Source organism: Rania fehmarnensis (genome assembly GCF_056494185.1).
The window spans coordinates 5,549,120-5,565,738 of sequence record NZ_CM151398.1; the positions used below are offsets into that span (position 1 = coordinate 5,549,120).

The window sequence follows — 16,619 nt, forward strand, 5'->3', positions numbered from 1 at the left end:
TGGCACCGCACTCCAAAGCAGTTTATTCGTAGACCACGCGTTTGACGCTGTGCTTGAGAACACGATTGCTCGAGAGCACCGTGTTGGGCCCCGTTGGGTCTTGTACGCAGATGACGAAGTCTAGATCGGACTCAATCACGCGGACGACTTTCATGTCGTGAAAGAGCTTGTTGACTTCGACGCTGACCGGAATCTCGCCGTTGAAAAAATCCAAACGGCGGATCATACGAGGTTTCTCCGGACCGTCATAACAACGAGCCAGGAGCAAGTGGACATCGCCCACGGTTAGTTCGAGTGGATCTGACATGCGAGTCAATCGCAGAGTGTGTTGCGTTTCGGCCTACATTTCGCGTGATTGTATATTATCTGTCCTGTTATCGTAACGAGTCCTTGCGAAGTTGCGAAATAGTGGCGTTTTGTTCCCTAGTTTGCGCGCTACAATCGTCAAGATAGGAGCCTACGCTCCGTCACCACCTTGCTCGTCTTCGTGGCCTTCGTTACTGGGATTCTGCCGAAGATTCAGCGCCCAAGAGTGCCGCGGTTTTTGCTGCTTTGCTAGCTTTCTTGGTCTCGTCGGCGATCGCAATTGCATTGGCCTTGGCTCGCCGTCGGTTCCACTGGACTTGGCGGTCTACATACTCCTTTAACATCGTCACCAATATCAATTGACGCCGACGCATCATTCTCAGAAGTGTAGCCGCAGCAATCACTCCGCAACCAAGACATAACAGCCATTCGTTGCTCATCTGCCGTTTCCCCAATCTTGGGGCTGGTGCTGAATTCTCAAAATCGCTCTGGGAGCTCAAACTCTGGTTTGGTAGTCTCATCTCACCCCGCCACAATTCATTCTGCGGACACGGATGCAACGCAAATGACCCAAACAGCCCAAGCTGCCAACGCAAATTCTTCTGAACGCTTTCCGCGGCTGGCCACTCTAGCCAGCGAACCTCAGCGATCCGCGTTCAATAGTCAGATCGTCATTCCAGCTCGACTGGCATCGACTCGATTGCCCGAAAAACTTCTGCTTCGTGAAACAGGCAAGACTGTTTTGCAGCATACCTACGAATCCGCCCAAGCAGCCAGGCTGCCAAGTGGCATCATCGTGGCGGTTGATTGCCAGCGTTTGGCCAGCGAAGTTGAGGCTTTTGGAGGCACGGCGATTTTGACCGATCCAGATTTGCCCAGCGGAACCGACCGCGTAGCCAGCGTAGCGCGGCAGTGCAGCGAAATTGAGTTGTTTATTAATGTACAAGGCGATGAACCCGAGATCGCGGGAGAAGCGATCGACCTGGTTACCAGTCTGCTAGAAAATCACCCCGAAGCCGATGTGGCTACGCTGGCTGCACCGATTCGCGATCGCGAGCGGCTGGACGATCCGTCCTGCGTCAAGGTCGTCTGCGACCACGGCGGCCGAGCGATGTACTTCAGTCGCTCCACAATTCCTCATGCGCGCTCCTGGGACGACGCCTTGCTTAGCTGCGATCCACCAGCCTTCCTGCAACACATGGGGATTTACGGCTATCGTCGCGACTTTTTGTTGCGCTTGGGGCAAATTCCGCCAAGTCCGTTAGAGCAGTTGGAACGACTCGAGCAACTCCGTTTTTTACAAGCCGGTTGCACAATTGTGGTCGGCACGGTCCCCCAGCCGACGCAAGGGATCGACACATGGAATGATTATCGGGCCTTTGTCAGACGTCGCTGTGCCTGTTAAGATCGGTCTTTTCTACATGTCAGTTGCCGCCTTGCCTCGGGGACCGCAGGCTCTAGCGCCGCGCTGACTGGACCGACCCAACAGGAATCCAGCTGGATGACCAAGCATATCTTCGTAACCGGGGGGGTAGTCAGTTCCATAGGTAAAGGGCTCACGAGTGCATCGATCGGTATGCTGCTCGAAGCTCGTGGATTGCGCGTCCGCATGCAGAAATTGGACCCGTATATCAACGTTGATCCGGGTACGATGAGCCCCTATCAGCACGGCGAAGTCTATGTGCTCGATGACGGCAGCGAGACCGATTTGGACTTGGGTCACTACGAACGTTTCACCAGCGGCCCACTGACACGCGATTCCAATTACACGACCGGGCAAATCTATCTGTCCGTGATCGAAAAGGAACGCCGGGGCGAATTCTTGGGCAAGACCGTGCAGGTCATTCCGCACATCACCGATGAAATCCAAAGCGTGATTCGCAAGATGGGCGAACGCGATGTGGATGTCGTCATCACCGAAATCGGTGGCACGGTAGGCGATATCGAAAGCTTGCCGTTTCTCGAAGCCATCCGTCAGTTTCCACGCGAAGCCGGGCAAGAGAACTGCTTGTTCATTCACCTGACGCTTGTGCCGTATCTGAAAGCCGCAGCTGAGCTGAAAACCAAGCCAACTCAGCACTCAGTCGGCCAACTGCGCCAAATCGGTATTCAGCCCGATGTATTGATCTGCCGTTGCGAACAACCTATATCGCGTGACGAGCGTGAGAAGATCGCTTTGTTCTGCAATGTGCCTGTCCAAGCGGTGATCGAAGAACGCGACAAAGACTTTTCGATTTACGAAGTACCGCTGAGCCTGGTTACCAACGGCTTGGACGAGTTGATCGTCAAACGCCTGGGCCTGCCATCGCATCCAGCCGACCTGCGACCGCTGCACGAAATCTTGCGCCGCCAGCGCGAACCGAAACACGAGATCAGTATCGCGGTCGTCGGCAAGTACGCTGAACATAAAGACGCTTACAAATCGATTTACGAAGCGATCGATCATGCCGGCATCCATCATCAAGCTTCCGTGCGTTTGGGTCGCATTCAGAGCACCGAGGTCGAACGCGAAGGGCCAGAGCGAGTCTTGAGCGGTTACGATGGGATCTTGGTGCCAGGTGGGTTCGGCGAACGTGGCATCGATGGCAAGTTGCAAGCGATCCGCTTTGCACGTGAAAAGCAGATTCCGTTCTTCGGGATTTGTTTGGGAATGCAGTGCGCGGTGATCGAATATGGTCGCAACGTCATTGGCTTGCAAGGAGCTCATTCCAGCGAGTTCGATCGCGAAACGGCTCACCCTGTGATTTGTCTCTTAGATGAACAGCGCGAGATCACGCGCATGGGCGGCACGATGCGTCTGGGCAGCCAACCGGCCTCACTGGTCGATGGTTCGCTGGCCCAACGCGTCTATGGAACTTCATCTATCAACGAACGCCATCGACATCGCTACGAATTCAACAACGTCTATCGTCAGCAATACGAAGCCCATTCGATGAAGTTCTCTGGTACCAGTCCCGATGGAGGCCTGGTCGAGATCGTGGAATTACCTGACCATCCGTGGTTCTTGGCCGTCCAATTCCATCCCGAATTCAAATCGAAACCCACTGCCGCTCATCCATTGTTCTCAGGATTCGTGCAAGCGGCCATCGCCCGCCACACACGCCGTAATCCATCGCGCGTTGCCACCCAAGAAACACTGGCCTAAGCCAACTCACCAAATAACTGGGCAGGACCTCGGTCTTTAAACTCCTGTTCGTACTCGAAAGGGTACGAGTAGGAGTAGGAGTAGGAGTAGGACAGGTCCAGCCACCTCTCCCAAGCTTTGCTTGGGGGAGGTCGGAGCCAGCGTTAAGCTAGGCTCCGGGAGGGGGCCGCTTGCCGAAGGGTAAGAGTGTGCAGCGCAAATGCATGTCACCTCAGCCAAGCTTTGGGAGATCGTCTAGCTTCTAAGTCGATGCCGCGAAATGAATTGTGTGGTGCATTCCACTGCAAGACAGTTCCTCTTCGGTAACGAGCCCCCTCCCGCAGACTTCGGCTGAACGCCTCGTCTGCGACCTCCCCCAGCTGCGGAGAGTGCTGATTTAATTCCAATTTGCTCTGGCATGGGTATTATGGTTGAAGAGGCCGACGTTCCAACTCGGTGCAATCATTATGCTAACGAACCATCGCGATTTTTTGTTTGAGATTCGTGCGTCGGATCTGGCGATCTATAAGCGTGTGCTGCCGCTCAAGTCGCCCCTTTTAGATGCGTTGGAGATAGTCCCCTGGGAAAGTTTCCGGCCTGAGCTGGAGAAGTATTATTGTCGTGAGGGAGGTAGGCCCACCCTGCCAGTAATCCTCCTCCTGAAGGTGTTGTACCTGCAATATCTCTATCATCTATCAGACAGCAAAGTCCTAGAAAGAGCCAGTTCGGATTTATTGTTCCGCTGGTTTCTGCAAGTGCCGATTACTTGTAAGTTGCCGGACGGAAGTACTTTGAGTCGCTTTCGGGGTCGCATCGGAGAAGAGGGGATGCAGAAAGTTTTCGACCGACTGATCAGCTTCGCGCGCAGCAAGGGCCTTGTCAGCGATCGGTTGCGACTTAAAGATGCCACACACGTCTATGCCAATATTGCTGTGCCCACCACGTTGAAACTGCTGGCGCAGCTGCGAGAAAAGATGCTCGCTGCTATCGAGCCCATTGATGCTGAGGTCGCTCAAGGATTCCGTATCCGAGCCGATCGAAGCCGCGTCGAAACCGAGAAAGAATCCGAGGAGATTCGCCTTGATGCTCGTCTGGATTTAGTCGGCGACATCCTGACGTGGATGCTCGAGCAGCCCGATCCATCCCAAGAGAGTGATTGCCAAGAGTCTTGGAAACGATTCATCGAAGTACGTGCGCTCGCTCAAAAGATCGTGAGCGATTGCTTGAACCCAGGTCAGGGTGATCGCACGCTGAGCGTGGTTGATAGCGATGCCCGCCGCGGAATGCATGGCGAGTTTTACGACGGCTATTTGGTCGATGTGTTGATGGACGCCGATAGCCAGCTGATCACTCAACTTGAGGTGCTTCCGGCAAACGGTGCTGAGGCCCAAGACGCGGTTCATCTGATTGAACGCGAACAGCAAGCTCATGGCAACAAGATCGAACAGCTATCCCTTGACGGCGCGGGATTTAACGGGCCAATGCTGCGCGCGTTGGAAGGCCCTGGCGGGATGGAAGTTGATGTGATCACACCGCCGCGTGACTTCGGCAACGATGAAGGCTTTGCTTCGACGGCGTTTGCATTGACCTCAGACGGCGAGCATGTGACATGTCCAGCTGGCCACACATCCAATAAAGGATTTCAAGATGCCACGAAGCCTAACCGCACGACGTTCGACTTTCCGGCTAAGAAATGTTGGGGCTGTCCGTTGCTCGCGCAGTGCAACCCCAAGATGAAAGAGACCAGCCGTCGAGGTCGACGAGTGAATAAGAATGAGTATGAAGAAGAATACAAACGTGCTCGTCAGAAGTCCAAGACAGAGCAATACCAACAAGTCCGGCGTGAGCATCCGGCCATCGAACGGAAGTTAGGGGAAGTGGCTCGGCACGGGCGCGGTCGTTGTGCAAGATACTGCGGTCTGGCAAAAGTGAAGATCCAACAACTGATGACATGCTTCACAGTGAACGTCAAACGACTGGCAAAACTGCTTGCCGTGGAGCGCTGCGCACCGACTGTCGCAATCGGGTGAAAAAAGCCGTTCAAATCGCCGCTTTAGGCAGTCTGGGCTAAATTTCGCCTCGAGACGAACCAGGATTCGTAAATAACAACCTCCCCAGCGCGTTGAGTCAGCAAAAAAACAACCGCCCCACATCAATAAGAGACTACGCTTTGCTATTATCGCATCGCTCTCCTGCGCCGGGGGAGGTGACATGAAGCCCTTCGCACAAATGACTTAGAAGCTGTACGATTTCAATAGCCTCTGATGGAGATGACTTTTACTGGCTCAAACGACGGCGAAGGGCTTCCACCGGCAAAGGCGTAATCGTAGGCGCTGAAACCAAGTCGGTGCGCAGAATATCAAACGGCGCTTCGGCTTCTTCGGACTGTTTGTACTGCACGATGTATGCACCCACTTGCAAGTAATCGGTTTGCAAGACAGGTGGCCAGAAATCTTCACCACGATTGGAAAGCGTCCGAGCCAAAAGCCGCGTGGCCCGGCCGCTGAATCCGCTCAGTACCATCTCCAATCGGCCCAGCGATTCGCGATAGATGTAAAACACTAACGCAGTATCCTGTCCACCGGCGTAAGCCCATGTGCCGTCGGCTTGTTCGTAGTAGATGCCAGGCAAGTCGGCTTTGTCATGAGTGCTCAACTGCATACCAGCTGATGCACAGGATGGATGCGGATCATGATCGCGGTATCGCAGGAAGAACGGACACGGTCGATCCGATGCTTTGGAGATTTTATCCTGCGATTCAAACGGCGTCGCGCCGAACGTCTCGGCCAACACTAGTTCCACTACTGGATTACTCTTGACACTACCCAAACAAATCAGCGCTCGGTCACCGGCGGCGGACTTGAAGTCTTCATAAACATAGGTTGCCCGCTCGATGGCTTCGTTTTGCGGGACAACGCCTGGACTCCACACTAGCGTTTGCTTGAGCAACTCAGGGTGAGTCGGCAAATCGGTGCGCGGTTGTTGCATCGAACGCGCTAGCTTGTCAGTCCCTCCCAATGTCGTGACACCACTGAGCATCTCGCCGAGCAACACGGCATCCGAGGCGACCACCCAAGCGGTATCGGGCGTATCATCCTTTTCAGGTCGACGCACGCCGACGCAGATCTCCAATCGCCGGCGTCGCGCTAACAACTCCCAGAAGTGTTCGGGCTTGACCGCGAACAACGCGCCGGGCAGCTGGTCGGCGGAGGCATAGCCGTGCTCGACCAGGTAGTCACACAAACGCGACAACGCTTCCAACGGAATGTACTTGGCTTCGTTCTTGAGCAAGGATGCCACTTGGTGGCGATCCAAACCCGTGTATTCAACGATGTTCTTGATCGTCCCAGGACGCTTCTTGCGGTCGGGAGTGTGGCCCAGCAATTCGGCCAAGCGGAATTCGTAACGCATTTAATCTCACTTTAAGAGGCGGAAATCGGCCACTAATCGACGTGAAGAGCCCCACCGAGAATGTGCCACTCACTAACACAACGCCGACCGCCTTCGGCACTAATGTTAGATTATCCACCCTACAACCAAAATGCTACTAGGGGCCGCAAAAAAGTTTAGCTCCCCAATAGCTTGGCAGCCAAAGTGCGGGCCTCCACCGGATCAATAGTACCCTCAACGATGGTTCTGCCATCCCTAAAGAGAGTAAAAACGTGGTTTTCGGTGGTTAGACGCATTAAGAATGGATTAAGGGTTACGGGGCCAAGTTGCCCCAGACGCTGTTTCATCTGCGCCAGATCGAGAGGCGGTGAGCCCTCGGCTGGCGCTAGTTGGACAGCGTTCTTGCCGCAGAGCACCGTGGCCAGGCTCGCTCGCCGACCGCTCAGGAACGGGTACTCGCGTCCAGCGCATGCTGGACACAAGTCATGCGTGCGCAGCGCATCGAGCGACAACAGGCGACAACTAGTGTTCCATGTGTCGACGGTGATCAACTCTTTGCACACTGCGTCCAAGTTTCCGCTCAGTACCTTCAGAGCTTCAGCCGCTTGCCAACTAGCCACCAGACCGATGGCCGGTCCCAGTACACCGGCTGTATCGCAGGTGGGCATCGCATCGCGCGGCGGCAACTCGGGCACCAAACATCGAAAACAAGCGGTCTGTCCTGGAATGATCGACATCACCTGACCACTCGCACCTAAACATCCGCCGTGAATCCAAGGCACCCGCTGGCTCAGTGCATAGTCGTTGATCAATAAGCGTGTTTCAAAGTTGTCCGTTCCGTCCAGGATCAAATCGACGCCCTCAGCCAGCCGCTGGATATTCAGGTGAGTAATGTCTTCGACAATGGCCTCGATTTGAATCTGGCTGTTGATCTGCCTCAGCATGCTCACGGCCGCAATGGCCTTGGGCGTGCTGGCCTGTGCATCGGCTTCCGTAAATAGAGTCTGCCGCTGAAGATTGCTCAGCTCGACCCAATCGCGATCTACGATCAGCATTTGACCCACGCCGCTGCGGGCCAGGCGTTCCGCTATGACGCTGCCCAGTGCCCCACAGCCGCATATTAGTACGCGGGCCGCTTCGATGCGCGCCTGACCGACATGGCCCAGCGGCACGTACTGCGCGGCTCGTCTATATCGCATGGATGATGTCGTCAACTTGTTCTCCTGTGTCCCTGCATGTCCGGCCCACCGCCTGGTTTTATCGTAGTCTGTTTTGAGCCAGCGGTGTCATGGTTAGTTGGCTGATAAGTTGTGATGTTGGGCTTTCGCTTGTGATCAGGCTATACTCTCTAGCCGGGCATTGGTGCCTGTTTAATGGCGGACTAGACAGCAAAGCGATCTGCATGAGTGACTCCGAAGTAGCCTACGATCCGTATGCATTGCCCGACGATGCAATTAAAGCTCCTCCCGAATCGCTGGGAACAGCCCTGCGGCAGATTGGCCCTGGGATTATCTTAGCCGGAACTATCGTGGGTTCTGGTGAGTTGATCTTGACCACTTCGCTCGGAGCCAAACATGGCTTTGTATTCCTGTGGTTGATTCTGTTCAGCTGCGTCATCAAAGTCTTCGTGCAGATTGAGCTGGGTCGTTATGCGATATCGAGCGGCCGGCCGACGCTGGGCGCGCTGCACGAGATCTCGACGCGTTATCGAGGGCTGGGCAAGCTGTTGGTGTGGTGGTGGTTTGTAATGTTGATCTGCACGGTCGTGCAATTGGGTGGCATGACCGGCACCATCGGTCAGGCGCTCAACCTGGCCTTCCCTTTTTTCACCATCGGCGCCGTTCAAGTTGCCGGCAGCTTCTCGCCCGCGCTGCAAGACTATATTCTCACTCACCCGGAATTCCCCTGGGCGATCATTACCTGCTTGGTCACCATGGCGCTCATCTATGGTGGTGGCTATAGGCGAATCGAATGGCTAACCACGGTGATTGTCGTTAGCGCTACGTGCATCACGGTGCTTTCGGCCTATGCCCTGCGCTATACCGATTATCCCATTCGAGCCAGCGACATCGCGCGTGGACTGGAGTTGCAAGTGCCGGCCGCTGGGATCGGTGCCGCGTTTGCCGTCTTCGGCATAACGGGAGTGGGCGCGACGGAACTGTTTTACTACCCGTATTGGTGCTTGGAGAAAGGCTATGCCCGCTACGTGGGACGCGACGATGGTTCGGCCGAATGGACCGCGCGTGCCAAGGGGTGGATACGTGTAATGCATCTGGATGCCTGGGTGAGCATGGTGGTGTTCACCTTGTCGACCGTGGCTTTCTATTTGATGGGGGCCGCGGTCCTCCATCCGCAACAACTGTTTCCCGCGGGTGCCAAGTTAGTCGAAGAACTGTCGAATATGTACGTGGGGCCCTTCGGCCTGTGGGCGCGCAGTTTATTCTTGTTTGGAGCGGGAGCCGTACTGTTCAAGACGCTGTACCTCTCGTGTGCCGCCAACAGTCGGTTAACGGCAGATTTTTTGAACCTGATGAAATTTACCAAGAGCTCGACGGCTCATCGGCGCGCCCAGATCATTCGACAATTCTGCCTAATCTATCCGTGCCTGGCACTTTTGTTTTACTTTGTAGCCCGCGACCCGCAACTGATGGTCAAAATTGGTGGTATTGCTCAAGGCGCTACATTGCCAATGATTGCTGCTGCCGCCGTGTACTTCCGCTACTTCAAAGTCAATCAATCGCTGCGACCGTGGGCAATTACCGACGGCATGTTATGGATCGCGCTCGTGGCGATTCTCGGCGTAGCTTGCTACGCCATTCCCAACCAGTTTTACGAACTTTTCAAATTCCTCACGGCAACCCCATAAGCGTGTCGTGCTACTGAGTCATCTGACCGTTGGTTTGCGGTCGAATCCTCGGCCCAAAGTTGAGACCACAGCCTCAAAGAAAGAAACATGCCTGACGTCTTCACCACCAGAACTCATCAAGGTTACTTTTCCAAACTCGCCAACTCACTTGTTGGTGTGCTCATCGGTTTCTTGATGATCCCGGGAGCCGTCCTGCTGATTAGCTGGAACGAATACCGCACGATCCATCGGACACGTGGCCTATTGGAAGCCGAACATGTGGTTGAAGAAGTGCGAGATCCGCTGGAAATCTTGCCGGAGCAAAATGGCAAGCTGGTTCATTTCTCTGGTCAAGCCACCACCGAAGAGACGCTCAAGGATAGTGACTTTGCAGTAAGTCAAGTCGCCTTGCGTTTAGCTCGCGACGTCGAGATGTATCAGTGGGTCGAGAAGAAAGAAACGCGTTCGCGTGAGAAAGTGGGTGGAGGACGTGAAACGGTCACCACTTACGAATATTCGCAGCGTTGGTCGGACGACCGCGAGAACAGCGAGAACTTTCATGATGCCAGCGGGCACAAGAACCCGCCGTTGCCGTACCACTCGCAAAAGCAAACTGCTCAAAACGCCACCGTCGGGGCCTTCAAGCTTCAGCCTGATCAAGTCGAACAGATTGGTGGCTGGAACGACCTCGCCCTAGATGCATCCAGTTTGCTCTCAGCCATATCTGAGTCAGTAAAACAAAAGCATCTCGTCAGTGGCAATCAGTTGTACATAGGTGCCGAGGGCAATCCCAACCCTGACTCACCCCAGATCGGCGACTTGCGAATTCGTTTTCGATCGATCGATCCACAGGTGATCAGTGTGCTGAGCCAGCAAGATAACGAATCGCTCAAACCCTTTCGCACCAGTAACGGCGAAATGATCGAGAGCATCGATGAAGGCGAGCGCAGTAGTGCCGATATGTTTGCCTCGCTGCGCGCGCAAAACACGGCGTTGGCGTGGATCCTGCGCGGCGTTGGCTGGATTCTGGCATGCGCGGGGTTTGGCTTGATCACGGGACCACTTTCGGCGCTGGCTAGCGTGATCCCATTTCTGGGGCGCATCGCGGGCACCGCGACTTTCGCCATCTCGGTAGTCTTAGGCTCCGTTCTCGCACTCTCAGCCATCGGTGTCGCCTGGATTGCGGTGCGACCATTGTGGGGTATCGGCCTGATGTCCTTGGCGGGCATCGGCCTGTATCTGTTGCTCCGCAGACCTAAACCCAAGCAGCCTCCGCTAGCGCAATTGGTGTAGTTCACTTCACTTGCTGACGTACACGACCTTACCTGGCCCAGCGTTTTCGAAGTTGATCTTCTCAGCCAGCGATCCGCGCTGAGCGCGATAGTCGCCCTGGTCGACGTCGGCTAACATTGCCCGCGCGCCCCGGGCGTTATCAAAGGCCGTCACCACTTGTTCGTTCAGGCCATCATGCAGATCGATGCCGATCTCACCTTCAATGAGATTGCGCGTAATACGGTTTCCCTTGGCGATCTCTGGTGAATCGCTGAACAACATTCTTAGTTCCGGGTAACGCTCTGCAAACGTACCCTGCTCTATTTCAATTTCGCGGCAACAGCGGGCAATGAACGAATCATCGCCTTCCAGGTGGTGCCTGGCCCAAGTCTTGCCTCGGCAATCAATTTGTACAGCAGCCAGACAATCCACAAATAGATTGTTGTCGACCAGGTTATCTCGACCGCCACCGATAGCGATTCCACGTCCTGCCCTGACCAGCACATTGTGCGTAACTTCCGTTCCGCTGGCGAAATCGTCCAAGTAGATGCCGATGATTCCTAGGGAGCTGTAACCACCCAAATCATGAATATGATTGTGGCGAATTTTGTTACCCCGAAAGGTTGGATTGTGGCCCAGGTAAATTGCTCCGACATCATCGGTCTCACGGCACACATGATGAATGTGATTTCGTTCAACGCGATGTTCGTTGCCGTGCAATACCACAGCTGCATGCGGCGCGTCGCAGATCTCATTGCCGATCACGCTGACGCCCACACCATACACGTTTACGCCTGGACGATAGGCCAGGTGCAACTGGGCGTAGTCATGCAAGCGACAATTCTCGATAGAGTGATCGCAAGCGGTCAGCGTTTCACGCTGGCCGCCCTCAACGCGCACGCCGCCTGCACCGGTCACAGTAATCTCGCAGTTAACTAGCCGATGCCCGGTACCGTGATAGATGTTGACACCCAGGTTACCCGCGTGACGAATCAAGCAATTGTCGATACACACCTGCTGCCCCCCAGCAATTTCGATACAGCAAGCTTGTGCTCCTTCGATCGTGATACCAGTTAGTGTCAGATGGTTAACATCGTAGATGCTGATCGGTGTTTCCATGGTGGAAGCAAACAGACCCTCGCGAAGCATTTCATCGGTCGGCCATAGATACGCGCGATTGGCAGATCGGTCCAGATACCATTCACCGGGCTGATCGAGCTGCGAGAGGAGATTTTCGATTCGATAGCGGGCTCCATTGCGTAGGTGCCCCACATGCTGAGCATGCTCAGAGTTAAAGCGAAATTGATTCGTGCCGGTATTGGACCGGTCGATCATTACTGGTTCGCAGCTGTCCTGCCAATCATGCATCCAGAAACCATGCGCCATGGCTCCAGTAGATTGACTGCCAGTATGCACTGCAGCCGGAACAGGCCAGCTGAAACTCTCTGGTTGCACACCGCTCAGGTTAGCCCAGCCCGAATTGGGCCAACTGGCCATTGGCAAACGACGCGAACCTGAAAACAACTCGACCGGCAGCGGATGCATAGGGCGATGACGCGCTCGGCCGCGATGCAGCGCATGGTCGCGGTCCAATTGCAAGCTGGCTAGATCGATCGCGCGCACATGCTCTCTGGCCACGGGCGGCAATTCTTTGAATAACCAATGCTGCTCGTCTATGAACTGCAAGTGTTCAGCAGTTAGCGTGCGCCCACCGCGCAAGGTAACCTGCTGGCCCGGTCGTGCGGCATAAGTCGTGCTTGCTCCGCTGGGCGAGTTGTCTAGAGCGGTGAACTCGAGCGGTTGGTCGAGCTCATAGGTGCCTGCCAGCAGCCACACCTGTGCATCATCATCAGCCTGATCGCCAGCTCGCAATTCGCGCAAACGTTGCTGAGCACCGAAGAGAGTCGCCAGTGGTTCTGTCTGCGTACCCGCAGCTTGATCATTGCCTGCAGGTGAAACATAGATCTCGATCTCTGCCCCCGATAGGCTGACTATCGAGCTCACAAATGCACAGCACCATGCGCAGACGACTCTGCGCAGCCCCATTCGACGTTGCATAAACGGCCCCACCAAAATGTGTTGTCCCCGAGGTGCCCAAACCTCGAGCCACATATGCTACCGGTACCCCCATACCGCCAGCAATGTTGATCTAATGCAACGGAACATGTTGCATCCTCGCAACGCCACCGGCTTCGTGCTGACCGGGTTCCGTCTGAACAAGCCAACTGTAGCTCGCACCCGGCGCGCGCTTGAAAAACCCAAGCAAACATGCTCGAAATGCGCATAATAACCAGCGAGTCCGCCGCACTTACCCCACGATCGCAGTCGAAATCGGCACGGCCTGTGCAAGCACTGCCTGGCCATAGAGGTTTTGGGGTTCAACCGAGAAACTACTTTCAGGGGCTTCCATTATGCAGAGAATCGTTTTGGCACTTGTCGTGACCGTAGCCAGCCTCCTCTACGTCGAGCCGATTATCCGACATGCAGGCCAAAGTCTACAAATGCAGACAACCGTCGCGCAGCGATACCCATTGCGTAATCGCAGCAAGAATTTCTACGATCGGTCCAAGATCTCACACGCGAAAGGACACAAATAGTAAGCGCCCTGCGGTAGCGGAATGCGTCAAGCATTTCGTAGCTGGTCAGCACCTCGATCAAAAAACGCAGAGACCGCGGAGTCCGCAGAGAAAACGCTGAGGACAGGTCCTCATCGAAATGGTCTACTCTGCGATCCTCCGCGTCTCTGCGTTTTAAATTTATGCACCCTCTAACTGTCTACAATTTAGGACCGTTAAGCCTGCGCTGTTGCAACTGACTATGAGAGACGACAGCCTTGACGGCTTCCGCTACAGGCTATCGGCGGCCTGGTGTAGCAAGCGATCGACTTCGCGGCCAAGATGGGCAGCGATGGGGCTGGAACGCGTGTTGATTAGCGCAATCATATTAGCGCCGTCGTGTCGGCGAATCATGATCGTGGCTGTGCCATCCAGTGAACCGGTATGCCAGATGTTGACATGCCCGTCATCGAGGATGCGATTCATCCAACCTAGCGAATAAAAGAAACCCGCTTCGCTTTCGGGCCACGGCCGCGGCGGTTCTTCGGGGCGCTCGAACATACACTCAATCGATGCGCGAGTAAGCACTGGACAATGATCTGGATCATCGAAGGCCATCGCGAAGCGAGCCAGGTCTTCAGCCGAGGCCAACCAGCCACCGTGGGAATCCATGGCTTCTAGATGCCAGGCCCCGTAAGGCAAGGGCACCCCGCTGCGCAGGTTCGCTTGATACACCGAGCGACCCTGACCCGGTTGATAGTACCGAACTTCATTAGGCAATCGCTCGCCTAAAAGAGTTTTGCCCAGTCGCATGTTGACAATACCAAGCGGCTTCAGAATGGCGTGCCGCACATAATCTTCATACGCTTGATTGGTGACTTTCTCGATTAATCGCCCGAGCAAGCAGTATCCAAAATTAGAGTAGGCATATCGCTGACCAGGATTGAAATCCAACGGCTGGCGCAACATGGCGCGGATGATAACTTCGGGACTGGCGGGAGCATCGGTATCGAATTGGCGTGCGAAGCGCACGGACTGAAACATCGCATCGAATGACTTATCGCGATCCCAGCCGCCACGATGCTGCAGCAACTGACGGACGGTTATCTTCCGCCAACGTGAATCAAACGCTGCGCCCGCCTGGTCCACCTCTTGGTCCAGCTCCAACAAATCAACGATGCCGTCATCCAACTTGAATTTTCCATCTTCGACTAACTTGAGGATGGCGACGGCGGTGACCGGCTTCGAAATGCTTGCGATACGAAACAGGTGTGAGGCAGTTACGGCTTCTTGACTGGCCAGGTCTGCATAGCCAAAACCTTTGGCGACAACGATATGCGACTGCCCCGCATCATCTTTTCGCGTAATGGCTACAGCCATGCCCGGAATCGAATGTTCTTGGACAAACTTGCTTACTAACCGATCAAGCGTGCTGCAGTCCAGCGATGCTGAACCGGTGGAAATTTTGGCTGAGGTCTTCTCCGCAGCATAACCTGGTCCGCGCAGCACGCGTCCAGGTTTGGCGCCGGTCATTGTTCCGTGCTTTAATACGGGCACACCAGCTACCAAAACATGTTGCATGCCTACCGACTCTTCTTCGGGCTGCGCGAACGTGGCTTTGTCGGCAAGCTGGCCATAGTTGAACACGATAATATCGGCGGCCAGTCCAACTGAGATGCGTCCGCGATCGAAGGCCATAACCTCGTTGGCCGCCACGGCACTAGCGCCGGCGACCGCTCGTTCCAGTGAGACCGTGCCCAAGTCACGCACATAGCGCGAGAGCAATCGGGGAAAGGCGCCATAGGCTCTGGGGTGCCCGGCAATTTCATCTTCGCTAGCTGGTCCGACGTCGGTACAGTACGACATGAACTCCTGCTGAATCGCCAGGATCTTGTTGGCTTCGCTCATGCTCTGCGGCAGAACAAACGCACCACTCTTGACCAGTGCAAAGAAGGTGTCCCAGGGATCTTCCTTCAGTTGCTCGGCAATGGCCGCAATGGATTGTCCGGTCTGATCGCGATAGCGTGCGGCTTGTGTTCGGCCCAAGACGATTCGCTTCCAGTCATGGCCTACATGACGAAACCAGTTTTCCCAGCCTTCGGTTTCCAGCATCTCACGACGAATCTCACTGCGCAAGTTCACATCTTCCAAGCGTTCGATCAACTTAGACAGTCCGTTGGCTGAATGTCGCGGGTGAATTAGGGCGGATATGCCCAGGCCGTTATTTATGTATGGGTAGACATCCGCGGCAACTTGCTGACCTTGGGCGCGGGCGGCCTTGATGCGCGCGATAGCTTGAGGCATCTTGCCCCAGTTTTGTTGACCGGCGGTCTTTAGGTGAAAGATATGTACGGGAGTGTCCGCTTGCCGGCCAACATCCAAGGCTTCATCAATCGCCTCCAACAGTCGGTCGCCTTCGTTCCGCATGTGCGTGTAGTAGCGACCTCCATACTCGCCGGCTACTTTGGTCAGCTGAGCAATCTCTTCCGTGGTTGCATACACTGCCGGTGGATAAATGAGCGCAGTCGATACGCCAATGGCGCCAGCCTCCATCGATTCGCGTACCAGCTCTTGCATCCGCTTCAATTCGTCATCGCTAGGACGGCGGTCGGTGTCACCGATAACCAGCTGGCGGATTTGTGTATGGCCAACCGTTTGCACTACATTGACCGGCAGCCCCTGCATGTCCAGTAGAGCCAGGTATTCACGCATGGTGGTCCAGCCGGTGGTGGTTCCTTCGGCAGCACTCAGCGGAGCCGCGGAACTGCCTTCACCACAATTGATCGTGGTGATTCCCTGTGTCAGCAAGTTTCGGCTGCTTTCCGGATTGAGCATCAGGGGTGTTGCAGTCTGCCCCATCATGTCGATGAAGCCGGGGGCCACAATCAGGCCGCGGGCATCGATGACTTCGGTGGCAGATTGCGCATCGATGCGACCGATAGCAGCGATCTTACCTTGAGCAACCGCGACGTCTGCCTCGTACCACGGAGCGCCGCTGCCGTCGACCACTCGCCCGCCTTGGATGACAAGTTCATAAGGCTTATCGGCCCAGAGCTGACTGGCCGACGCGATGAACACCAGTTGACATAGCAGGGAGAATCGAAGGATGTTGGGCATGGCAGTGAGA

General features: G+C 55.2%; 11 protein-coding genes. 5 read left to right on the forward strand and 6 right to left on the reverse strand.

What is annotated here, in order from left to right; translation table 11 throughout:
• Nucleotides 1–22: 22 nt before the first annotated feature.
• Entirely contained in the window at nt 23–307 is a 285-nt protein-coding gene (locus SH573x_RS18940; RefSeq protein ID WP_479349272.1) for a hypothetical protein, read from the reverse strand.
• A gap of 190 nt (nt 308–497) precedes the next feature.
• On the reverse strand, nt 498–746 hold the full coding sequence (locus SH573x_RS18945; RefSeq protein ID WP_479349273.1) for a hypothetical protein: 249 nt from the start codon (nt 744–746) through the stop codon (nt 498–500).
• A 125-nt stretch (nt 747–871) separates the two neighbouring features.
• Between SH573x_RS18945 and kdsB the strand changes: the two genes are divergently transcribed.
• From kdsB to SH573x_RS18960, 3 genes are all read left to right on the forward strand, one after another.
• The gene (gene kdsB / locus SH573x_RS18950; RefSeq protein ID WP_479349274.1) at nt 872–1,711 is read left to right on the forward strand and encodes a 3-deoxy-manno-octulosonate cytidylyltransferase; all 840 of its coding nucleotides are present in this window, start codon (nt 872–874) and stop codon (nt 1,709–1,711) included.
• A gap of 96 nt (nt 1,712–1,807) precedes the next feature.
• The gene (gene pyrG / locus SH573x_RS18955; RefSeq protein ID WP_479349275.1) at nt 1,808–3,451 is read left to right on the forward strand and encodes a CTP synthase; all 1,644 of its coding nucleotides are present in this window, start codon (nt 1,808–1,810) and stop codon (nt 3,449–3,451) included.
• Nucleotides 3,452–3,897: 446 nt separating this feature from the next.
• Entirely contained in the window at nt 3,898–5,460 is a 1,563-nt protein-coding gene (locus SH573x_RS18960; RefSeq protein WP_479348734.1) for a transposase, read from the forward strand.
• Between the two features lie 247 nt (nt 5,461–5,707).
• Here SH573x_RS18960 and SH573x_RS18965 read toward each other — a convergent pair whose 3' ends face one another.
• Together SH573x_RS18965 and SH573x_RS18970 are read right to left on the reverse strand one after the other, a co-directional pair.
• On the reverse strand, nt 5,708–6,841 hold the full coding sequence (locus SH573x_RS18965; protein ID WP_479349276.1) for a helix-turn-helix domain-containing protein: 1,134 nt from the start codon (nt 6,839–6,841) through the stop codon (nt 5,708–5,710).
• 155 nt (nt 6,842–6,996) lie between these two features.
• On the reverse strand, nt 6,997–8,019 hold the full coding sequence (locus SH573x_RS18970) for a ThiF family adenylyltransferase (RefSeq protein ID WP_479349277.1): 1,023 nt from the start codon (nt 8,017–8,019) through the stop codon (nt 6,997–6,999).
• Nucleotides 8,020–8,222: 203 nt separating this feature from the next.
• Between SH573x_RS18970 and SH573x_RS18975 the strand changes: the two genes are divergently transcribed.
• Entirely contained in the window at nt 8,223–9,686 is a 1,464-nt protein-coding gene (locus tag SH573x_RS18975; protein WP_479349278.1) for an Nramp family divalent metal transporter, read from the forward strand.
• Nucleotides 9,687–9,773: 87 nt separating this feature from the next.
• Entirely contained in the window at nt 9,774–10,958 is a 1,185-nt protein-coding gene (locus SH573x_RS18980) for a TMEM43 family protein (protein WP_479349279.1), read from the forward strand.
• A 6-nt stretch (nt 10,959–10,964) separates the two neighbouring features.
• On the opposite strand, the gene SH573x_RS18985 is transcribed toward SH573x_RS18980, so the two are convergent.
• Nucleotides 10,965–12,995 (reverse strand): right-handed parallel beta-helix repeat-containing protein, encoded by a 2,031-nt coding sequence (locus SH573x_RS18985; RefSeq protein WP_479349280.1) that lies wholly within the window; start codon nt 12,993–12,995, stop codon nt 10,965–10,967.
• Between the two features lie 788 nt (nt 12,996–13,783).
• On the reverse strand, nt 13,784–16,609 hold the full coding sequence (locus SH573x_RS18990) for a serine hydrolase (protein WP_479349282.1): 2,826 nt from the start codon (nt 16,607–16,609) through the stop codon (nt 13,784–13,786).
• Between the last annotated feature and the right edge of the window lie 10 nt (nt 16,610–16,619).